The sequence below is a fragment of the Halioglobus sp. D3-4 genome, from assembly GCF_055809315.1.
Window position 1 is genome coordinate 2,593,314 of record NZ_CM147907.1, and the last position, 20,728, is coordinate 2,614,041.

Annotated in this window: 18 protein-coding genes and 1 tRNA gene; 6 read left to right on the forward strand and 13 right to left on the reverse strand. The window is 57.4% G+C overall.

The window, feature by feature from the left end:
* Positions 1–6: 6 nt before the first annotated feature.
* The 9 genes from gspE to AC0L6S_RS11170 form a co-directional block, all read right to left on the reverse strand.
* Entirely contained in the window at positions 7–1,533 is a 1,527-nt protein-coding gene (gspE, locus tag AC0L6S_RS11130) for a type II secretion system ATPase GspE (RefSeq protein WP_473423990.1), read from the reverse strand.
* Positions 1,530–3,566: a type II secretion system secretin GspD gene (gene gspD, locus AC0L6S_RS11135; RefSeq protein ID WP_473423992.1), complete on the reverse strand. Its 2,037-nt coding sequence runs from the start codon at positions 3,564–3,566 to the stop codon at positions 1,530–1,532. The genes gspE and gspD overlap by 4 nt, the downstream gene beginning before the upstream one ends.
* A gap of 20 nt (positions 3,567–3,586) precedes the next feature.
* Positions 3,587–4,609, reverse strand: a complete 1,023-nt coding sequence (gene gspC / locus AC0L6S_RS11140; protein WP_473423993.1) for a type II secretion system protein GspC — start codon at positions 4,607–4,609, stop codon at positions 3,587–3,589.
* A 210-nt stretch (positions 4,610–4,819) separates the two neighbouring features.
* Positions 4,820–6,592, reverse strand: coding sequence for a monovalent cation:proton antiporter-2 (CPA2) family protein (locus AC0L6S_RS11145; protein ID WP_473423995.1), 1,773 nt, complete (start codon positions 6,590–6,592; stop codon positions 4,820–4,822).
* Between the two features lie 56 nt (positions 6,593–6,648).
* Positions 6,649–6,724: transfer RNA gene (locus tag AC0L6S_RS11150), tRNA-Thr, on the reverse strand.
* Between the two features lie 84 nt (positions 6,725–6,808).
* The gene (locus tag AC0L6S_RS11155) at positions 6,809–6,985 is read right to left on the reverse strand and encodes a hypothetical protein (RefSeq protein WP_473423998.1); all 177 of its coding nucleotides are present in this window, start codon (positions 6,983–6,985) and stop codon (positions 6,809–6,811) included.
* An 87-nt stretch (positions 6,986–7,072) separates the two neighbouring features.
* Entirely contained in the window at positions 7,073–7,600 is a 528-nt protein-coding gene (locus AC0L6S_RS11160; RefSeq protein WP_473423999.1) for a nuclear transport factor 2 family protein, read from the reverse strand.
* A gap of 3 nt (positions 7,601–7,603) precedes the next feature.
* Positions 7,604–8,248, reverse strand: a complete 645-nt coding sequence (gene can, locus AC0L6S_RS11165; RefSeq protein ID WP_473424000.1) for a carbonate dehydratase — start codon at positions 8,246–8,248, stop codon at positions 7,604–7,606.
* A gap of 9 nt (positions 8,249–8,257) precedes the next feature.
* Positions 8,258–9,400 carry a GGDEF domain-containing protein gene (locus tag AC0L6S_RS11170; RefSeq protein ID WP_473424001.1) on the reverse strand — a complete coding sequence of 381 codons (1,143 nt, stop codon included), beginning with the start codon at positions 9,398–9,400 and terminating at the stop codon, positions 8,258–8,260.
* A gap of 108 nt (positions 9,401–9,508) precedes the next feature.
* On the opposite strand from AC0L6S_RS11170, the gene AC0L6S_RS11175 reads away from it, so the two are divergent.
* Positions 9,509–10,396, forward strand: coding sequence for a phosphotransferase (locus AC0L6S_RS11175; RefSeq protein ID WP_473424004.1), 888 nt, complete (start codon positions 9,509–9,511; stop codon positions 10,394–10,396).
* Positions 10,397–10,411: 15 nt separating this feature from the next.
* Here AC0L6S_RS11175 and AC0L6S_RS11180 read toward each other — a convergent pair whose 3' ends face one another.
* A complete protein-coding gene (locus AC0L6S_RS11180) occupies positions 10,412–10,894 on the reverse strand; it encodes a YajQ family cyclic di-GMP-binding protein (protein WP_473424007.1) in 483 nt (160 codons plus the stop codon).
* A gap of 186 nt (positions 10,895–11,080) precedes the next feature.
* Here AC0L6S_RS11180 and AC0L6S_RS11185 point away from each other — a divergent pair, with 186 nt between their 5' ends.
* From AC0L6S_RS11185 to AC0L6S_RS11200, 4 genes are all read left to right on the forward strand, one after another.
* Entirely contained in the window at positions 11,081–12,085 is a 1,005-nt protein-coding gene (locus AC0L6S_RS11185; RefSeq protein WP_473424008.1) for a hypothetical protein, read from the forward strand.
* A 120-nt stretch (positions 12,086–12,205) separates the two neighbouring features.
* Positions 12,206–14,377: a molybdopterin-containing oxidoreductase family protein gene (locus AC0L6S_RS11190; RefSeq protein WP_473424010.1), complete on the forward strand. Its 2,172-nt coding sequence runs from the start codon at positions 12,206–12,208 to the stop codon at positions 14,375–14,377.
* Between the two features lie 75 nt (positions 14,378–14,452).
* On the forward strand, positions 14,453–15,349 hold the full coding sequence (locus AC0L6S_RS11195; protein ID WP_473424011.1) for a ketopantoate reductase family protein: 897 nt from the start codon (positions 14,453–14,455) through the stop codon (positions 15,347–15,349).
* Positions 15,339–16,004 carry a lysoplasmalogenase family protein gene (locus tag AC0L6S_RS11200; RefSeq protein ID WP_473424012.1) on the forward strand — a complete coding sequence of 222 codons (666 nt, stop codon included), beginning with the start codon at positions 15,339–15,341 and terminating at the stop codon, positions 16,002–16,004. Before AC0L6S_RS11195 ends, AC0L6S_RS11200 begins: the two co-directional genes overlap by 11 nt.
* Before the next feature lies 1 nt (position 16,005).
* On the opposite strand, the gene AC0L6S_RS11205 is transcribed toward AC0L6S_RS11200, so the two are convergent.
* The 3 genes from AC0L6S_RS11205 to ampD all read right to left on the reverse strand — a co-directional run bounded on the left by AC0L6S_RS11205 (position 16,006) and on the right by ampD (position 19,682).
* The gene (locus AC0L6S_RS11205) at positions 16,006–17,442 is read right to left on the reverse strand and encodes a serine/threonine-protein kinase (RefSeq protein WP_473424014.1); all 1,437 of its coding nucleotides are present in this window, start codon (positions 17,440–17,442) and stop codon (positions 16,006–16,008) included.
* Positions 17,443–17,451: 9 nt separating this feature from the next.
* Positions 17,452–19,014 carry a sigma 54-interacting transcriptional regulator gene (locus AC0L6S_RS11210; RefSeq protein ID WP_473424015.1) on the reverse strand — a complete coding sequence of 521 codons (1,563 nt, stop codon included), beginning with the start codon at positions 19,012–19,014 and terminating at the stop codon, positions 17,452–17,454.
* A 116-nt stretch (positions 19,015–19,130) separates the two neighbouring features.
* Complete coding sequence (gene ampD, locus AC0L6S_RS11215) at positions 19,131–19,682, reverse strand: 1,6-anhydro-N-acetylmuramyl-L-alanine amidase AmpD (RefSeq protein ID WP_473424016.1); 552 nt, start codon at positions 19,680–19,682, stop codon at positions 19,131–19,133.
* Between the two features lie 175 nt (positions 19,683–19,857).
* On the opposite strand from ampD, the gene nadC reads away from it, so the two are divergent.
* Complete coding sequence (gene nadC / locus AC0L6S_RS11220; RefSeq protein ID WP_473424017.1) at positions 19,858–20,712, forward strand: carboxylating nicotinate-nucleotide diphosphorylase; 855 nt, start codon at positions 19,858–19,860, stop codon at positions 20,710–20,712.
* Positions 20,713–20,728 lie beyond the last annotated feature (16 nt).

Genomic DNA, 20,728 nt, shown 5'->3' on the forward strand with positions numbered 1-20,728 from the left:
ACGGGCTCAGACGATGGAAGTCACACGCATGACTTCCTCGATACTGGTCTCACCGGCCAGAATGCGGCGCCGGCCATCGCTCTCGATACCCGGGTACTTGATACGCGCGACTTTCAAAATATCCTGTTCGTTGGCGCTCTCGTATACCATCTGGCGCACGTCATCATCGATTTCCACCATTTCGTAGATGCCGGTACGCCCGTGATAGCCGGTATATTTACATTTCTCGCAGCCCTTGGCGTGGTATATGCTCACCGCCCTCGCGTCATCACCCAGGCGCAGCAATTCGCGCTCTGCCGAGTTGGGCTCGGCCTGTTCCTTGCAATGACTGCACAACAGCCGCACCAGACGCTGAGCCATCACAGCTATCAGACTGGAGGACAACAGGAAGGGCTCTATGCCCATGTCTTTCAGCCGGGTGATCGCACCCACTGCTGTATTAGTGTGCAGTGTCGACAACACCAAGTGCCCGGTGAGGGATGCCTGTACCGCAATTTCTGCAGTCTCCAGATCGCGAATCTCGCCCACCATCACCACGTCCGGGTCCTGGCGCAGTATCGCGCGCAGGCCGCGCGCAAAGGTCATATCGACCTTGGAATTGACCTGCGTCTGGCCGATTCCCGGCAACATATATTCAACGGGGTCTTCTATCGTGAGGATGTTGCGGGAGGTCTCGTTGATCTCCCCCAACCCGGCGTACAAGGTAGTGGTTTTACCCGAACCCGTTGGGCCGGTCACAAGGATGATGCCATGGGGGCTGTGCAGGTGTTTGGTAAAGGCTGCCAGCACCTGCTTGTTCATCGCCAACTGAGCCAACTGCAACTGCCCCGCCGCTGTATCCAATAATCGCAACACCACGCGTTCGCCGTGCGCGGAGGGGATAGTCGACATACGGATATCCACCGCGTGCCCGGCAATTTTCACCGAAATCCGGCCATCCTGTGGCACTCGCTTTTCTGCGATATCCAGCCTCGCCATCACCTTCAAGCGCGACACCAACAACGGCGCCAGCATGCGTTTGGGCGACAGCACTTCGGAGAGCACACCGTCGATGCGGTAGCGCACACTGAGCCGATCCTCGAAAGTCTCAATATGAATATCCGATGCCTGCTCCCGCACTGCCTGTGACAGTATCGCGTTGATCAGTCTGATGATGGGCGCATCATCTTCCGTGTCCATCAGATCTGCAGCATCGGGGATGGCGTCAGCGAGACGGCTCAGATCACTGTCCGCGCCGATATCCTCAGCCATCTGCACCGCTTCGTTGTTGTTGCGCTGGTAGGCCAGCGTAAGGCGCCGTTTGAAATCTCCCTCGGGAACGGCCTGCAGGACAAAGGGCGCTCCGAGCAGGCGGCGCAGCTCGGTCAACACCGCGGTTCTTGGCTCGCCCTGATGCACCACCAGCGGGGCACCTTCATCGGTGGCATCCAGCAGCACGCCGTGCTGCTGGGCAAACGTAAACGGTATGGCCGGCCTGGCAGGGGCACTTGCTACAGGCGCCTCTGCTGCCACCAGTTCAGTAGACTCAGTCACCGGCCATCCACCGGCGGAGCCGGCGCACCCGGGCCGTAACTGCCAGATTGGACTTCCTTGAGCGAATCCAGCTCTTTCAGCGTCTCCTCCCACTCGTCCATCACAGGCAAATTGGCATCGTCGAGATACGTCAGCCCCCTATCCTTACGCAGTGCCTGTTGGTCGCGAATGTAACGATATTTCTCGGCGGATGCGCCGGCCAGCGCCGCGTTATCCCTGATGATTGTGGTGCGGATAAATATCATCAGGTTTTGCTTGGTGACCTTTTCTGCATCGCTGCGAAACAACCTGCCCAGATAGGGGATATCGCCCAACAGCGGTACCTTCTGTTGGGCGTCTTGTACATCGTCCTTGATCAAGCCACCCAACACGACGATCTGTCCGTCAACCGCCAACACTTTGGTTTCAATCTTACGTTCGTTGGTGATGATATCCGATGCCGTGTTCGTGACCGACAGACCGCTGAGACTGGAAACCTCCTGTGAAATATCCAGTACCACGGCATCACCCTCATTGATGTGAGGAGTGACAGTCAAGGTAATACCCACATTTTCCCGCTCAATGGTCTGGAAGGGGTTGGTCGCGCTGTCGGCGGTCGAGGTGAACGAACCCGTCACGAACGGGACATTCTGTCCCACCGTGATATAGGCCTCCTGGTTATCCAACGTCAATATACTCGGTGTGGACAGGATGTTGGCATTGGACGTTTCCTTCAGCGCGTTGAGGATGACCGTCATGGACAGCCCATCGCTGATCTGCCCCCAACCCAGAGACAACCCCGGTGTGCCAGCAAGCGCCGCCGCCAACGAGCCAATATTGACCTCGCCATCATCGGAATCCGATGGCAGCACCGCCGCGCCAATATTAGCAGCCCTAACATCGTCGGCATTAATATTACTGCCGTAAAAGCCGCTGCTGTCGGCAAACAACCACTGCAGACCCAAATCCTGGCCATCGATGACTTCCATTTCAACGATAATCGCCTCCACCAGCACCTGTGCACGGCGAATATCCAGCCGCTGGATCACCGCTTCCAGTGCCGCCATTTCATCGGCATCAGCGGTGATGATCAGGGCGTTAGTACCCTCATCCGCCTCAATCGTGGACGTGTTGCCTGAACCGCCGGCCTTAAGCCCGTCCGCAGGCTCCAATTCACTGATGTTCTTCATCACCCGGGTCAATACCTCGGCGATATCCAACGCGTTGGCGTATTCCAGATAGATCACCTTGACGTTGCCGCTCTGTTCGAGCGGCGTATCCAGGTGGTCGATGAGGGCACGCATCCGCGCCCGCTCCAGCTCGTCGCCGCTGACCAGCACACTGTTGGTCCGCGAATCGGCCACCAGCAAGGTTTCCTGCTCGCCACCGGCCGCCTTGGCCTCGGACTTATTGAGCTGGTCGAGCATTTTCACTACGTCCTCCGCCACCGCGTAGCGCAGTTTAACCACATCCGTCTGCTGCACGGCGGATTTGTCCATGCGCTCGATAATGTCCCTGATCTTGTCGATATTGGAGGAGATATCGGAAATAATGATCGCATTGCTGGGCGCATAGGCAGCCATATGGGCCTGTTGCGGCACCAGCGGGCGCAACACGGGGATCAATTTGGCGGCCGATATATTGTCCAGCCTCAGCACTTGGGTAACATACTCCTCCGAGGTAAGGCCAGATTGGCCATCACTGACGCTAACAGGCGCTGAGCGGGCATCCTTGTTCTGTATCACGCGCACCACCTCTCCCGAACGCACGGCCGCGTAGCCATGCACATCCAGAATCGAGAGAAACAGCTGGTAGAGCTCTCCGGCCGACACCGGCTTGGATGATATAACCTTTACTTTGCCTTTTACCGCGGGGTCGACCACGATTGTCGTGCCAGTGGCTTCGGCGACAAATTTGATCAACTCCTGAATATCGGTGTCATTCAGGTTCACCGTATAGTCCTGCGCCGAGAGCGGGGCGCTGCCAAACGCCAGCGCGAGCACCAGGCCCAGTACTCGGAAGGGGTGAAACCGCTTGGTTACATTCACTGACATTCTATCCTTTTTGCAAAGTTTCACTGCGTGGCACCACCGTCCAAATTGACGCTGAGCGTCATGGGCTGCCCCCCGCGCTCCAGCTCAAAAACCACTTCCCCTGCGGTGCGCAGGCTGTTGTACAAAACCATCGTATTGGCAGGGTTATCGAGACTCACGCCGTTGATTCCCGTCACCACATCACCCGCCTTAAACCCCAATTGCGCGAACTGCGCCGCATCGGTTCCCGGACTTATCTGGTAACCACGCATTGCAGAGCCTTCGCGCACGGCGCTGATACGGACCACCTCGGCCAACGATTGAGGGTTACTATACAGGCGCTCGCGGTAACTCTGAGCCAGGGTGGTCGTCTGTGAATCATTGCGTTGCTCTGTATTCTGAGAGAGCGCCGGGGTTTTAATCGCCGCCGGTAGTGGCGGGCTCTTCCCGCCCATAGGAGAGTCTTCATACAGTACCAGCAATTCATAAGTCCCGCCGTTGTCGAGCACGACCTGCTTTGGCATCACCTTGGCAAGTACCACCTGACCCGAGACTGGCAACTTGTCCTCCACTGCGTATACGTCCTGCTGATTTTTGCTCTCGATAATGGCGTACCCGAGACCATCCTCGGTCGACGACACGATACCTCGCAGTGTGAGTTGCAGTCGGGTCTCTTTAGCGCCCTCCTCTATCCCGTCACGCGCACTGGCCTGCCTGGTCTCCTCAGGTAACGGGATATCCACCGGTGTCTCACCCACTTCCCCGAATAGATGCCACGCCACCAGGGTGTCTATATCCACTGGCTGGGCATCGCGTGCGGAACCGCCACTAGTAACGGGATTGATGACCTCCACCACATCCACCGCAGCGGAATCCGGCGTGGGTACCAATGACCAGATGAGCCTGCCCAACGCCAGAACCGCCCAGATGGCCAGCAGATAGAGTAACACCCTGCGTAGTCGACGCGCCTGTTCGGGCCGGGCCAGAGCGCTCAGCACAGTCGTCGCTGCACCGCTCAGGCGTGCAGACACTATACTGGAATTACTTAGCCACTGGGCCGCCACACTTACTCCCCTGAATGTCCGGCGAGCACTATGCCACCAGTATTTCTAATGCAGCCGATTATAGAGTGCGCAGTTGAAAGTTGAAACCGCTGTATCCGGGCGTTCTTCAGCCTGCTCCCGCGACCACCATTCCCGCAATTTCGGGCTGCTGCAGCGATTGATCCATTTTGAGCGCAGATATAGCGGGGCCAATGGTGCGCTGTGGCCATTTTACGCATTTTCCTGTGCCAACTCGCTGGCATCCCGGGCGAACATCTCCTCCAGTTCGCGCGCCGCTTCCTTGGCCAGCTCCCGCTGCTTCTCCTCATCGCCGTGTACGCTGTGGTACTCGTTCAATCGACGCTCATCGTGCTCGGCAAAGCGCGCGGTCATGTCATTGGCCTGCTTCGCGCCCACGCCCAGCCCCACCAGCACAGAACGCCCGATATCAACAGCCGACAGGAAGGTCTCGCGCTGAATCACATGTACTCCCAGCTCCATCAGCCGGTAGGCATGCTGACGATTGCGCGCCCGCGCAAACACCCTGAGCCCCGGAAAGTGCGAACGTATCACCGTTGCCGCGGACATGGAGGCTTCGACATCGTCGATCGCCAGCACCAGGATTCTGGCGTCGTGCGCACCGGCGGCCTCCAACAAATCGATCCGGGAGCCGTCTCCATAGTAGATCTCATTGCCGTAGAGACGCACAAAATCCACCTGCTGGGGGCTGGCGTCCAGCGCAGTGAAGGGAATTTTCATCGCACTCAATATACGGGCAACTACCTGACCAAAGCGGCCAAATCCGACAATGATGACCGGTGTCTCCTCCTCATCGATCTCATCAAATTCCGGAATATCCTGCGGCCGCTGCTCCCAGCGGTCGTAAACGATAAACAACAGCGGCGTCACCACCATCGAGAGCGACACCGCCACACTGTATAGCTCTCCCTGATCGGTTGACAGCGCACCGGCAGCAACGGCGACACCGAACAGGACAAACGCAAATTCGCCGCCCTGCGACAGCGCAATGCCCAGTTTCATTGACTCCCGGGGTGCCAGTCCGTTCCAGCAACCCAGGCCAAAGAGCACCATCAGCTTGATCACCACGATACCGGTGATCAGTACGACAACACTGGCCGTATCGGTGGTGACAAGCCCTACATTCAGCGACATACCCACTGCAATAAAAAACAACCCCAGCAGCAAGCCCTTGAAAGGCTCAATATCGGCCTCGAGCTGATGTCGGAACTCAGAATCTGCCAGCAGCACGCCCGCCAGAAATGCGCCCAGTGCCATCGACAAACCTGCGATTTCAAGCAGATAGGCCATACCAAAAGCCACCAGCAGCGCCGTCGCGGTTAGAATCTCTCGCACCTTGCTGAGCGCGGCAATCCGCAGGATCTGGCGCAGTAAAAACCTCCCCGCGAACAACACGAGCAGCAGTACAGCCACAGATTGAAGTAGTTGAAGCCAGGAGATGCTCCCGGTCTCCGTACGTGTGCCCAGCAACGGCAGCAGGGCCAAAAGCGGGACCACCGCGAGATCCTGAAAAAGCAGTGTACCGAAGGCTGAGCGACCCCAGCGGGTGGTCATCTCCCCGCGTTCGGCGATCAGTTGCAGCGCAAACGCAGTGGAGGACAGCGCCAGCACCAGCCCCACCACGGCCGCCGTGGACAGGGACTCACCAAGCAGAAACGCAAAACCCATCAGCAGTGCTGCGCAGAGCAGCATCTGGGCACTACCAAAGCCAAAGATTGCCCGGCGCAGTGCCCATAAGCGCGTCGGTCGCAGTTCCAGACCAATCACAAACAGCAGTAATATCACCCCGAACTCAGCGACATGCAGGATCTCATCGACATGCCCGATCACGCCCAACCCCCAGGGGCCGACAATCACACCGGCCAGCAGGTAACCGAGCACCGCTCCCAGACCAAGCCGGGCAGCAAGCGGTACCAGGATCACCGCGGCCAGCAGCAGGAGCATCAATTGTTCAAAACCGGGCATGGCGGGTTCCTCCTTAAAGCAAAGTCAAACTGTCGCGGTGGGAATCCGGGAAAAAGTGGTGCCGACACGGCGAGTCGAACGCCGGACCTACGCATTACGAATGCGTTGCTCTACCAACTGAGCTATGTCGGCCAGGGTGAAATGCGCCGACAGTGTATCCGAGGATCGACTGAAATCAAGCGCACCGTCGGCGCCTCAACGCCGCTTTCCCGGAGTTCAGAGATAGAACTTCACCAGGGATAGCACCAGGGAGAGGCCAATCAACGGCAGCAGCCAACGCTGCAGCTTGCGCATCTGCTCCGGGTCGGCAGGCTTGGCAAATCGCTCTCCCAATACCGCCATCAGCGCAACGCCGGCAAAAATTAGCAGTAGCAGCACTAGCAGGTTAGCCATCGAACAGACACCTCCATGACGTTATTGGATGAGCAAGCTTTTGACAATATGCGCGGCGATCTGCCTGCGAGGCAGAATTGTATTGCATCATCCCGCCTGCTTCCCGGGGTCATCCAATTCCACGGGGGCAGCTGCCCCGGCAAAAATCACCCGCGCCAAGCCTTCCGTCAAGTCGAATATCTGGGTGGAACTCACCTCATACCAGGAGCGAGCAATGCGCCACTGGCCGTTCTGCCGAGTGTAGGCATCGTCGTAAAAGCCCGCCAGTTGCGTGACGCTCTGCCGGCGGGTATCTATCATATAGTAGTAGAGGCCCCATATACCGGTGGCATTGTCGGCATCGTGAACATCGATGCGCGGGTTCTGGCCGTGATGCATTTCGACGATATGGGGCTGACAGGCGAGCTCTGTATACACCGCGAGCATTTTCTCCCGGTTATCAAAATTGCCAATGCGCCCATAACGCAAATCGATGGTGCCGGGCGCGAAACACGCCCGAACCTCGTCGGGTTGCTTGTTGTCACAGGCGTGAAAATAGCGAGACTTTAGCTGCCGGATAGCTTCGATGGCTTCCAGTCGCGCCAGCCGCTCTTCAAGGCTCGTATTTGCTGCCATTCCCTACAGCTCCGGTGGGGCGACAACGCGATAGGCGTCTGCAATCTGATCTGCCCCCGTAACGGTACAGTCGAGGTCCTTCAACAGGCCATCCTGGAGACTGTAAACCCAGCCATGCACGGCCAGTGACTGCCCGCGCTGCCAGGCATTCTGGGCAATAGTGGTATGACAGACGTGCGAGACCTGGGTTTTCACATTGAGTTCACACAGCAGCTCCAGCCGCTCTTCCTTGTCCTCTATCGCTTCAATCCGTTTGCGATGGCGATGCTGTACATCTTTAATATTACGCAGCCAGTTATCGATCATGCCGTTATCCGCGTTTTCATACGCCGCGGCAACACCGCCACAACCATAGTGCCCGACCACCATAATATGCTTGACTTGCAGCACATCCACCGCGTACTGCAATACCGTGAGACAATTGAAATCTGTATGCACCACCATATTTGCTACATTGCGGTGCACGAAGATTTCGCCGGGCATCAAACCGACGATCTGATTTGCCGGTACACGACTGTCGGAGCATCCGATCCACAGGTATTCTGGGCTTTGCTGGGCCGCCAATTTTTCAAAGAACCGGGGATCTGTTGTTTTTACGCCGTGCGCCCACTCACGGTTTTTTTCAAACAACGCATCGAGCTTACTCATTAAACTTCCTCACAGAACCAGAGTGCTGAGACGCGAATGCGCCACACAATTACCACCTCGCGCCTTGGCACGTTCCAGCGCTTTATTGCCAACGGTCTCCATCTGCCTTGCCAACTGCGGCATATCGACAGCGGGAAACTGCTGTGGCTCCCACGTGACCAGACCGATACTGAGAGACACCTGCAACACCGCACCACGGCCGTCATCGACCGAAAAGTCCTCGATATCCGAACGCATGCGTTCCGCGACATCCCGACTGATGATCTCGCCAGTAGCCGGAATAAGTACAGCAAACTTCGACTGCCCCAGACGCGCCAGTGAATCGGTCGCTCGCAGATTTGAAGACAGTCTTTCGGCCACTTTCCTGATCACAAACTGTCCACGCCGCACGCCATAGTGCTGGTAAAGGTCATCGAACTCATCGATTTCCATCAGCAATACCGTCACTGGCTGCGACGAACGACGGGCGCGCGAAATCTCCCTGGCTATCTCTCGACCAAAACCGCGCGGGTTGCTAGCCTCGGTCAAAGGGTCCAGCAGCGTCAGTTGCGATACCTGCTGGCGACTGACCGCCGATTTAAAGCAGGAAGACAGCAGTGCCGCCAGGTGAGCCAACAAATGCTCTTCCTGCTCGCCCAGTACCAACGAGTCATCCTGTAAACCCAGATGCAGACTGCCGATCAGGCGACCCGAGTCTGTCAGCGGCATTAACAGTGCGTATTCAACCCCATGCTCAGACTTGAGTATCTCGAACATTCTCGAATCTGTGGCATCAATTAACGCGATATCGGGCTCCAATTCATACAACTCCTGAATGGGAAACACATCACTCAGCAATTGTAGGCTGGTACCATATCGCTCCGCGCCCACCAGTATTTTGGACAGGACGTCATCGGGGTCATACAGCCATAACTCCGACGTCCTGAAGGAGTAATGCCGGGGCATACTTACCAGCAATATCTCAAAAAGGGCCGGCAGGCCCTGCGCTTGCAACAGCATAAGCTCAAGCTGCTGTGTTTGCTGGTAGAGATAGCGGTTGATCGTCAGCGTTTCGGTGAGCCTGGATTCAGCAAGCTCCGCTGTTGATATTACAGGCGGGGCGCCCTCAATCTCCTCCCCCTGCCCACTGCCTCGATTGATATCTTTTGTCATTGAACTACTCACCTGACGCCCCGCAAAAAATGGCGAGCAGGACCAGTTGTTATTGGATAACGAGTGTAAGCGGCCTATACTTGCGATGCAATCCTGAGGGCCATGTCGATGCTTCAATCACTGCCAAAAGATATCCGGCTGAAGCTGGACCAAACGCTCGCCCAATGGCCTCAGTGGAACTGTGAGCCCGTGGTGACCCGTGCGCCGACCATCATCAAGGTGCTCACGTCCGGAATCAGCAATTACAGTATATTGGTCGAGTCAGAGCAGCATTTCGTGATTCGCATAGATGGCTTCAATCCGTCGAATTTCGGGCTGAGCCGCGAAGCCGAGTGGCGCACGCTGCAGGATGCTCACAATATGAGCCTGACGCCCCGGCCATGCTATTTCAACCCTGATCTAGGCGCTCTGGTATGCGACTACCTGTCACCCGATGTCGATCAGGGGCTCGACGTCAGGGAGGTGGCACGCCTGCTGCACAAAATCCACCGACTACCACCGCGACATCACCGCCTCAAACTGGCAGAGCGGAACCGCCTCTATGAAAAACAGCTGGAACAACGGGAGCGGTCAAGCACTAACCTATTCCGGCAGTACGGCGAAAAAGTGTCCAGCCTGCTGGAAGCCATCGCCCAACACCCCGGCGAAACGGTGCTCTGCCACAATGATCTGCTGCGCGCCAACCGTATCTATAGCGCTGGCAAACTGTGGGCAATCGACTGGGAATATTGCGCGATGGGCAGTCCTTGGTACGACATCGCGGTAATTGTAAACGGCGACTCACTTGCCGACCACGAGACTGACACTCTGCTGTTTACCTATCTGGGACGTAAACCCAACGACTGGGAGCGCATCACACTGTACCGCTACGGCTGTGTTTACCGCTATCTGGAACTGCTCTACTACAAGACGCTGGAAAACCCCATACTCGACGCTCTCGCCATCGAGCAAAAATCAGCTGCGCTTGAGTCCATGCTTGAACTCTCTGAGGACTAGCTACCAGGCGGATGGTCAATCCCGAAAATTGGTGAACTGCAGCGGCGCGCTCAGATCTTCCTTCCTTAAGATTGCCATCACCTGTTGCAGGTCATCGCGCTTCTTCCCTGTAACCCGCACTTGCTCACCCTGTATCTGTGCCTGCACTTTTAGCTTGGCATCCTTTATGAGCTTGACGATAGACCTACACTGCGCACTGTCCAGCCCGTGCCGCATTACTACTGTCTGACGTACGACCTTGCCGGTGGTCTGCATGTCACCGCAATCCATCGCACCAGGTTCAATATTGCACTTGATCAACGCGGTGCGCAGCATGTCTTCCATCTGTGTCACCTGAAACTCCGCCTCCGCCGTCATCACCACGCTGCGTTCATCGCGCGCAAAAGAGGCATCGACACCTTTGAAATCAAAGCGATTGCCCACAATTCTCGACGCCTGATCCACGGCGTTGGTCAATTGGTGCAAATCTACTTCAGAAACAACATCAAATGATGGCATGGCGCGCAACTCCTGTGGGCGGGTGAAAACGGGGGTACATAGTAATGCGCCACGATCAGTTTTCAAATCCACATGACCGGACTTGACCAGATCGCTCGCCGCATTTGTTTATTGAATTCGCTCACGGACTTATGAAAAACTGATCGACAGGAATGCAGTATATGGTTCAGGGTAACAAAACAGCCAATGAAACGTATAAGATTCATTCTGCTGATCACCCTTGCTGCGCCGGCATTGTGTGGGGTCGCACAACCCGACTCACGACAATTGCAGAACGGCGAACACCCCCCTGTTGCATCACCAAACGCCAAAGAAGAAGCGCTGAACTGGGCAGATGAAAGTCACGCCTATGCCACGGACAATGTACAGGCCCTTACCGAGTGGATGGACAATTTCTTCGGCGACCCGAATTATGATCTGGAGAAAGCGGAGTCGCTGGTACGGGTAATTTGGAAGAACGAGTTTGACCAGAGTGACGGCTATAACACCAAGGTACGGTTGAGAGGAAAACTGCAACTACCCAAAATTTCCAAGCGGCTGAATTTATTCTTCGGCGGAGAAGACGGTGATCAACTGAGCAATGATGAAGTCAAAAGTGAGGACAACGCCGGCCTTCTCTATACGATTGACCAGAGACGCCGCTCTCGTGTCGACCTGACAATGGGGTTCAGCTCCCGGGGCTTTCGCCCCGGTGTGAGGTTCCGCCACCAGGGACCGCTCTATCAGGACAGCAGCTACCGTTTTACCCAGCAGGTTGAATATAAGGATACTAAAGGCTTTTTTTCCACTGCAGAACTCAACCTTGACGCGGCGTTGAATAGAACAAACCTGCTCCGCTTCAGCAACGAGCTCGTGTACGGTGAAAATACGGAAGGTACGGAGTGGCAGAGCACGCTGGTACTGTACCAGCGCCGTAGCGTACACAAGAAAGATCCCCGCGTACTGAGTTATTTCGGGTCGATCAGTGGCGCCACTGATCCGTCCTACGTCAAAAACTACCGTGTTGGACTGCAGCTTCGCCGACAGATTTATCGACCGTACCTCTTTGTCGAGTTACAACCCTCGTACAACTTTCGCAAGCATCGTGCCGATGACAGGCGCCGCGGCTCGTGGCGACTGGAACTGAACTTCGAAGTTGCACTGGAACGCGACCTGCGGCGCAAACCACTCATCAAAACGAGAGACAATTGAAACGAACAATCGAAAAACTGGCCTGAACTGCTGAACCGACAGAGAATACCTGCCACAGCCTTACTATCGAGAATCCGTTTCTGTAGTAGAGTTATCAGCAATACAGGCGAGGCTACCCCTATGATGGAAACAAAGCTGACATTCTGCTCGCTGTGTGAGTCGTTCTGCGGGCTGGAAGTGGATGTGGAAGACAATCGCATCCGGGATATCCGCCCCGATGAACAGCACGTAGTGTCCACCGGATACGCCTGTGTCAAAGGCACCAAATTTGACTCTATTCAACACAGCCCGGACCGCGTAACCGCACCGCTGAAACGCATCGACGACCGCTGGCAGGAGATTACCTGGGATCAGGCGCTGGAAGAGATAGGCGCAAAGATCAAGGCCATTATCAAGCGCGATGGCCCACAGGCCTTTGGCAACTTCGTGGGCGCACCCGGCGGCAGCAACCTGATGTCACCCATTTTTCGCGGAGAATTCTACAAGGGGATTGGCTCCAACCGCATGTACGGCACCGGTACCTGCGACACGATGAACAAATTCCGCGTCAACGGCGATATGTACGGCTCGCCAATGCGCCTGGCCTACCCGGATGTCGACCATACCAATTTCATGATGATACTCGGCGCCAACCCAAACGTATCTGGCAATACCCTTTACCACCTACCGCGTTCACGTGACCGCTTTGCCGGGATTATCGCGCGCGGGGGGCGTGTGGTGTGGATCAATCCACGCCGGGTGGAATCCGCCCGGACCGGAGAACATTTGTTTATCCGCCCGGACACCGATGTCTATTTTCTAGCGGCCTTTTGCAACGAGATTTTTCAACGGGATGCGATCGACCACGAGCTGATCTCGCGGACGATGAAAAACCTTGAATCATTGCGCTCTGCCGTTGCGCCCTGGACGGCGGAGCGACAGGCTCAGGTCACCGGCATCTCCGCTGCAACGTTGCGCGAACTTGTAGATGCCTATCTGGCCGCTGACGGCGCCGCACTGAATATGGCGACGGGCGTCAATCAGGGCCGCAGTGGCACGCTGTGCTATTGGCTGCTGGAGTGCATTTCAGCCATCACCGGCAACTTCGATCGCCAGGGCGGCAACCTGATTGGCGAGGGCATCATCGATTTTGCGCTACAGGCCAAGGATGACCCGGTACTGAAACTGGGCTTTCACCGCAGCGATGACCTGCCCAGCGTGTCCGGCCAGCAACCGGCGGCACTGCTGGCCGACGATATACTCAATGGCGAGGTCAAGGGGTTATTCGTAGAGGCATCAAACCCCATACTGGCGGTGCCCAACCCCGGCAACCGCCTCGAGCAGGCACTGGGAGAACTCGAACTGCTGGTTTGTATCGACTGGTTCCGCAACGAGACGGGCAATCTCGCACACTATATTCTGCCCGCTGCCACCTGGATGGAACGGCCCGGCATGCCGTATGCGTTACAATCCTTTGTCGGTTGCACCCCGACCCCCTATTTATATGCCGCCGACAAAGTCTTGGAGCCGCCACCGGATGTACGCGAGGAATGGTGGATGTATACCCGTCTGGCAGACATGTTCGGCGTCACCCTGATGGGCAATCGTTTCATTTCCGGCTTCTTCAAACTCGCCGCGAGGCTGGCCCACACCCCGCTGGGGTTTATCAGCGTGCCCAAGGTATTGGTCAGCGGCATGCTCAAGCAATCCGGGCAGCCGGACTTCAAGGCCATGCTGAAGAACCATCCCCACGGCCTGCGCTTACCGGACAATCCTGGCGGAAACTTCCTCGGCACACCACGCGTGCTGACCGACGATGCACTGGTCGATCTCGGCCCGCCAGATTTCGTCACCGCATTCAATGAACGCGTGGAGACCCTGTTTAATGACGAGCTGAACAATCTGGACAGAATGAAGCTGATCGGCAAACGGGAGGTAAAGCGTATGAATTCCTCCTCGGCCAATTCGCCACGTCTGGTAAAGGAGACCACCAACTACGCCTACATTTCCCCGGCGGATGCCGAGAAGCTGGGCGTTGCAGATTTGGACTACGTGGATATCACCAGCGCTGTTGACAGCATCACTATACCGGTGAAAGTCAGCGACGAGATGATGCCCGGCGTAGTGGCTGTGCCACAGTGTTGGGGACATGAAAAAGCCGATGGCCTGCCCCATGCACAACAGCATCCCGGTGTAAACTCCAACTTGCTGGCGGGCGACGGCTACGGCAGCGTGGAGAAACTCTCGGGTATGGCGCACCTGTCCGGTATACTGGTAGATATGACACGTTCGGATCGTATCGCCAGTGCGTGAACAGAGCACAAATAGTCAGGGCTGAAATCGCTGGGCGCAACCGTCCGCTAGTATGACCAACAGCGAGACCTAATAGTGGAAAAATCTCACTGGCATGTGCTGGGCGCAGGCGCCATCGGCTGCCTGTTTGCACACGGCCTGCGCAGCAGCGGCAGCGAGACCACGCTGGTTATGCGCCGCAGCGCAGCGGCTCGCTCCGTGCCGGTGGTGATCCAGCGCGATGAGCTGCGCAGTGAGCACCGCCTTCCAATAATGACACCCGACGACACCGCGGTGATCTCGCACCTGTTGATCACCACCAAAGCCTATGACGTGCACTCGGCTGTCTCTGGAATCGCCAAGCTGTTGCGCGACAAGTGCGTGGTACTTCTGCTGGTGAACGGTTTGGGGTTAGCTGAAAAACTGCGTCAGCACTACCCGCACCTGGATATCTTCTGCGGCACGACGACCGAAGGGGCCTACGCGATGTCCGCACAACACATCCGACACGCCGGGCGCGGTGAAACCCGCATCGGCCGTGCTGGCCTGACTACGCCCCCGGCATGGTTCGAAAGTTTCTCACGCGCCACCGACGCCTGCGTTTGGGACGCGGATATCGACAGCGCACTGTGGTTAAAACTGGCAGTCAACTGTGTGATAAACCCCCTGACAGCTGTGAACGGTTGTCGCAACGGGGAGCTGGCACGTCGCGCTGAACTGTCAACGCAGGTGGAGGCTCTCTGCGCAGAAGTGGCAGAGATCACCCGCGCAGCAGGATTTGCGAACATCGCAGAGCAACTGCTGCCAACAGTGAACGCCGTTATCGCCGGCACGGCTGACAACCGTTCCTCCATGCTGCAGGATGTTGAACGCGGACGGCAAACTGAGATTGACTATATCACCGGCTACCTGCTACAAGTCGCCGGGCAGCATGGTATTAGGGCGCCGCACAATCAATCACTGCTAAAAAGGATACGTACTCATGCTCAATGACTCACTGCCATTGGCTGCACTATTACCTCCAGCCGTGCTGTCCGGCATCGCAGTGGTCGCACTGGTGATCTGCGATTTTCGCGATTTCCGGCCGGGGCGCTACCTGTTCAAGCCACTCGCGGCAATTGCCTTTGTGTGGCTGGCACTTTCTCTGGGTGCAACATCCACGCTCTACGGCCAGTGGATGCTGGCTGCGTTGTTACTGTGCCTGCTGGGGGATCTATTCCTGATGCCAGACAGCGAGCGCAGTTTTCTGGCCGGACTAACTGCGTTCCTCTGCGGCCACCTGCTGTTCGCCGTTGCCTTTTTCCAGTTGCCGGGCAACACGCTGGGCCTGGCAATATCCGTGCTACCCGTTCTGGTGTTGCTGGGGACAGTGTGGCGCTGGCTCATTCCCCATGTCGGCGCCGACATGAAAATTCCCGTTATTCTCTACATCCTGGTGATATCCGCCATGCTGCTGTGCGCCGGGTTGACCTTGGGTCAACCCGCAGCCTGGTTGATTATCATCGGGGCCTGGGGCTTTGCCTGTTCGGATCTGGCTGTCGCGCGGCGACAGTTTATCGCACCACAGTCCAGACTGACGTCCGTGTGGGGGACACCGCTGTATTTCCTATCTCAAATGGTGCTGGCCAGCACAGTCGCACTGGTGTGACTCAGGGGTAGAGCGCCAGTGTGGTGTTATGCACGATATCGCGCCATTCCTGCAATGACATATTGGCCAGCAGCACACCCTGCTTGCTGAAACGGGCGCCGGACTGCTGCCGCGTAACTGTGAGCACACAGATACCGTCAACGCAGCGCAAGGCCATCGCAACAACGGTTGCGGGTGCTTCATTCCAATTCTCGGGCTCTCCGCGAGAGTAAATCACCGTCACAGGAAACGCACCGACAGGCCCAATAATGCGCAGCTGGCCAAGCTGTTTCGCCAGTGCATTTCTCACCTCCAACACCAGCCAATCGCGTGAGGCACCGCGCGGTAGAACGGTGTCGCCCATGCCGTTGGTGCGCGGCTGGGCAAACTGCACCGGCGACACCGTATTGCGCAGGGTGATTGTCAGCGGCACCAGGATCAGTGCTACCAGCACCACTGCCAGCGCGGTGCGAGCAGGCCATCGCAACGACTTCAAGCGGTGTCGAAACCTGACCCAGGCATTGCCAGAAGGCACCAGAGCGGACCTACCCTGCTGACTCAGACCCCGGGGTATCAGCGGAGGAATATCCTGCGGCGACTCAGGACGAAAACAGGGAAGCGCCTCTCGCAGTAAAGTGTTGTTGGCCGACAGCGGCAGGCTGAGCAGCACTTTGCGCAGTACCTGCCGCACCCGGCGGGTATTTTTTGGGCGGTCTTTGGGATTCTTTTCGAGCAGTTTGTCGATAATCTCCACCAGCGGGTCGGGGAGTTCGACGTCACCAGTGACAACCTCGGCCAGCGGCTTGGGCGGGCGCTTCGTAAGCATCAGAGGATCGAGTGTTCCATCGCGGAAAAAAGGCTGCTCCCCGCACAACATTCGATACAGTAACGCACCCAGCGCAAACAGGTCTGCTCGCTCATCCAGTGCATCGCCCAGATACTGTTCGGGTGACACCGCCGATAAACTACCCGCTGCCCAGCGACCGGAACCCCCCTCGGAAGTAGATCGTGAGATACCGAAGTCGGTAAGCTTGGCCCTGCCGTTTTCGCCAATCAGTACATTCCCTGCTTTTACGTCCCCATGCACGATATGTTTCTGCCGGGCGAGTGCCAGCGCACCGGCAACATCCGCTCCCACTGTCAGCACACTGGCCAGAGACGGACGTACCGCCGTCAGAAAATCCTCCAGACTACAGCCTGGGACATATTCCATGACCATGGCCAGATGGGTACTGGATTCTATGACATCGTGAATCTGCACCACTTTGGGACTCTGAATGCTGGCCACAATCTGCGCCTCTTGCAACAACTGCTTGCGCGCTGCACGCGTTGCCGGCAACCGGTAGATCTTGATGGCGACGCGGCGGTGCAGCCGCTTGTCGTATCCCAGATAGACGGTGCCCTGGCCGCCCTCATTGATCAGCCTGAGAATGCGGTAGGGCCCGACAAAGTTATCCATAACCGTGGCCTAGCCCAGCGCGCTCGGCAACTTTCTCAACTGGCTGCGCAGGCTGTTTAGTGACACGCGCAATTGGCGGGCAACACCGGCTATATCGCCGGCGTGCTCCTTCATTAGACGCTGCAATTCCTGTGGCGCGACCTCACTGGCCAGGCGGTAGCTCGGGGATGCTTCGATTCGGCGATAGACCGCAGCGCGGGATACGCTCAATTGCTGTGCTACCCGGGGAACCTCGCAATCATTGTCACGCATCGCCCGATCAAAAGTGGCATCATCTACATCCTGCATGCTGCGACGCCGAACGCGCCCGGAAAAGGTAGACCGCGAACCCGGACTCAGTATCGCAGCCTGCAGAATCTCATTCATTACCGGCCTACCCTCACTGGCCATCACGACTTGCTGGGCAAAGTTTGCCAGCTCGCGCACATTGCCCGGCCACTGGTAGGACAGAAAGGCATAAAACAGGATGGCCCAGGCGGCTATATCCACGGCCGCACTATCCTCCTTCGGCAGCAAATCCGGTCGCCCGGTTTCGACAGCACTGCTTTGCAGGAAATACAATAGCAGTTCGCCGATATCCTCAGGGTGCTCTCGTAACGGAGGCAGGCGAAGCTCACAGGCACCCAGGCGATGGCGCAGCGCCGCCTTGAAATCACTGCCCTGATCGTCCAGTGCCGCATCCGTTGCTGAAATCACACGCACATCAACCTGGCGAATCGAGCCACCCACCGCCTGTATTTCACGCTCCTGTAACGCCCTCAGCAATTGTGGCTGGACCTCCACCGAGGCATCGCCGATCTCGTCCAGAAACAGTGTGCCGCCCTCGGCCTGCTCGAAATAGCCGGGCATCGCTTGATGAGCCCCGGTAAAGGCCCCTCTGGCACTGCCAAACAGGGCAGCGGCTGCCAGTTCACTTGGTATCGCGGCCATGTTTACGCTTACCATAGGCTCAGTCGCCCGGCGACTGGCGCGGTGAATGGCGGTGGCAACCAGCTCCTTGCCAGTGCCTGTCTCACCGCGTACCAACACATCCAGGTCGCTTTCTCCCGCGCGTGCCACCTGCTCCCGGATATCGACCATACAGGCGCTGCTGCCACGCAGCAGGCTGTCAGCTGTGCGGTCCGCGGTAAACGGAGAGCCGGTGCACCCCACCCGCAGAAGGAGGACAATGCTGTGACCCAGCATAATCGGCAGTCCAGCGCGCAACTGCTCCCATTCGAGCTCCACGCTGTCATACAATTCCGTAGAGCCCAGGCGACAACGACTGGACGCATCGAAACGACGAATCACCAGGTGCTTGCCGCGGAGCGTAAACTGCAAGGCCCTGCGACTGACATAGGGGTCATCCAGGGGCGTCGGGGTCTGTCCATTGGGGTGATCAAATGCCGGGCTGCGTCTGCCCAGCACCCAGGGTGCATTTCCCGATTGTTGCGGCACCACCGCGCGCTGGCCGATGCGTGAAACATCGGGATGGAAGATGACAGTGAGTACCAGTTCCTGTCCGCCATAATTACCCGCCATAGAGGCGATAATCGAGGGCAGAGTCACCTCGGAGTCAGTGGGCGTTCGCATGACAAATATCCAGCGCGCTTGCGGAATTGTTATCAGTATTTTCTTAAAGCTTAGCAGCTCCTGAGAATACTGCTGCCACTACCGGCACTTGCAAGCTGCGCACCTGCTGTGATGGTCTATTTTTGCAGCTCGGCGCGGTAACGCTGCCAGTCAAACGCAGGCCCGGGATCTGTTTTTCTTCCGGGTGCAATATCACTGTGACCGACAATGCTCTGCGCCGACATGGCCGGATAGTGTGCAAGCAGGGATTGGGTAACAGCCGACAGCGCCGTGTACTGCGCAGCGGTATAGGGATCATCATCAGCCCCCTCCAACTCGATCCCGATGCTGAAATCATTGCAATTGCTGCGTCCCGCAAAGCAGGACTCTCCGGCATGCCAGGCGCGATCATCAAAACTGACGAATTGCAGCAACTCACCGCTGCGACGGATCAGGAGATGCGCAGAGACCTCAACACCGCGAATCTCTTCGAAGAACGGGTGCTCACTCCAATCCAGGCGGTTGGTAAAAAGTCGTTCGATACAGTCCCCACTGTAACAGCGCGGTGGCAGGGAAATATTATGGACCACCAACAGATCCACGACGCATCCGACCGGCCGCGGCCCATAGTTCGGGGATGGCACATGCCGCGCCTCTTGCAGCCAGCCCTGCTCCACGGTGTATCTCATATTCGTTACTTTCCTCAGCGACGCGCCCCAGGGTTTGAAGCCTTCAGTCTACCTACCGCGAAATAATAGGTCACGGAGATTGCCCACAGCCCCCCCGTGGCGACGCCGGGATTAACAGCACCGGCGGCAAACTGCTACAATCGCCGCTCCTTAATCTGCCTGCACTGAACGCCCTATGTCACAGCCCGAACCGGAAGCCATCGACCTCGATCCCGCTGTCGTCCAGCGCAATGTGCGCGCCGCCCTGGAGGAGGATATCGGGCGCGGTGATATTACCGCAGCCCTGATCACCCCGGGCGCGCGGGCCTCCGGACGGGTTATCACCCGTGAAGACGGTGTGTTATGCGGCCAGCCATGGGTGAATGCCGTGTTTGCTGAGCTCGACGTTGATATCACTATTGATTGGCACTATCGTGATGGGCAGCAGATCAGCGCCGGCGACGCGCTGTTCTCTTTTGACGGTCCGGCGCGCAGCTTGCTGACGGGTGAGCGGTGCGCACTGAACTTTCTGCAGTTGCTCTCCGGTACCGCCACAACCTGCAGGCGCTATGCCGATCTTGTCGCCAGCACATCGGTGCGCCTGCTCGACACCCGCAAAACCATTCCGGGACTGCGCACCGCGCAAAAGTACGCTGTGCGCACCGGCGGCTGCCACAATCACCGCATGGGTCTGTACGATGCTTTTCTGATCAAGGAAAACCATATTGCGGCCTGTGGCGGGATCAAGGCAGCCGTCGAGACAGCGCGCAAAAACGCACCGGGGAAGCCCGTCGAGGTGGAGGTGGAGAGCTTTCCTGAGTTGGAAGAAGCCATTGCCGCAGCCTGCGACCGAGTGATGCTGGATAATTTTTCACTGACACAAACGGCCGATGCTGTTGCGCTGGCAGCCGGGCGGGTTGAACTGGAGGCCTCCGGCAATGTCACCGAGGACACGCTTCTGGCCATTGCGCAAACCGGGGTAGATTTTATCTCTATCGGCGCGCTCACCAAAGACTGCAGGGCACTGGATCTCTCCATGCGCCTGCAGTAGGCGCGCACTTACTAGC

Excerpts from the sequence above, each read along its gene's own strand:
- gspD (WP_473423992.1), bottom strand. The coding sequence starts at position 3,566 with ATGTCAGTGAATGTAACCAAGCGGTTTCACCCCTTCCGAGTACTGGGC.
- AC0L6S_RS11145 (WP_473423995.1), bottom strand. The coding sequence starts at position 6,592 with ATGCCCGGTTTTGAACAATTGATGCTCCTGCTGCTGGCCGCGGTGATC.
- AC0L6S_RS11155 (WP_473423998.1), bottom strand. The coding sequence starts at position 6,985 with ATGGCTAACCTGCTAGTGCTGCTACTGCTAATTTTTGCCGGCGTTGCG.
- AC0L6S_RS11160 (WP_473423999.1), bottom strand. The coding sequence starts at position 7,600 with ATGGCAGCAAATACGAGCCTTGAAGAGCGGCTGGCGCGACTGGAAGCC.
- can (WP_473424000.1), bottom strand. The coding sequence starts at position 8,248 with ATGAGTAAGCTCGATGCGTTGTTTGAAAAAAACCGTGAGTGGGCGCAC.
- AC0L6S_RS11170 (WP_473424001.1), bottom strand. The coding sequence starts at position 9,400 with ATGACAAAAGATATCAATCGAGGCAGTGGGCAGGGGGAGGAGATTGAG.
- AC0L6S_RS11175 (WP_473424004.1), top strand. The coding sequence starts at position 9,509 with ATGCTTCAATCACTGCCAAAAGATATCCGGCTGAAGCTGGACCAAACG.
- AC0L6S_RS11180 (WP_473424007.1), bottom strand. The coding sequence starts at position 10,894 with ATGCCATCATTTGATGTTGTTTCTGAAGTAGATTTGCACCAATTGACC.
- AC0L6S_RS11185 (WP_473424008.1), top strand. The coding sequence starts at position 11,081 with ATGAAACGTATAAGATTCATTCTGCTGATCACCCTTGCTGCGCCGGCA.
- AC0L6S_RS11190 (WP_473424010.1), top strand. The coding sequence starts at position 12,206 with ATGATGGAAACAAAGCTGACATTCTGCTCGCTGTGTGAGTCGTTCTGC.
- AC0L6S_RS11200 (WP_473424012.1), top strand. The coding sequence starts at position 15,339 with ATGCTCAATGACTCACTGCCATTGGCTGCACTATTACCTCCAGCCGTG.
- AC0L6S_RS11205 (WP_473424014.1), bottom strand. The coding sequence starts at position 17,442 with ATGGATAACTTTGTCGGGCCCTACCGCATTCTCAGGCTGATCAATGAG.
- AC0L6S_RS11210 (WP_473424015.1), bottom strand. The coding sequence starts at position 19,014 with ATGCGAACGCCCACTGACTCCGAGGTGACTCTGCCCTCGATTATCGCC.
- ampD (WP_473424016.1), bottom strand. The coding sequence starts at position 19,682 with ATGAGATACACCGTGGAGCAGGGCTGGCTGCAAGAGGCGCGGCATGTG.
- nadC (WP_473424017.1), top strand. The coding sequence starts at position 19,858 with ATGTCACAGCCCGAACCGGAAGCCATCGACCTCGATCCCGCTGTCGTC.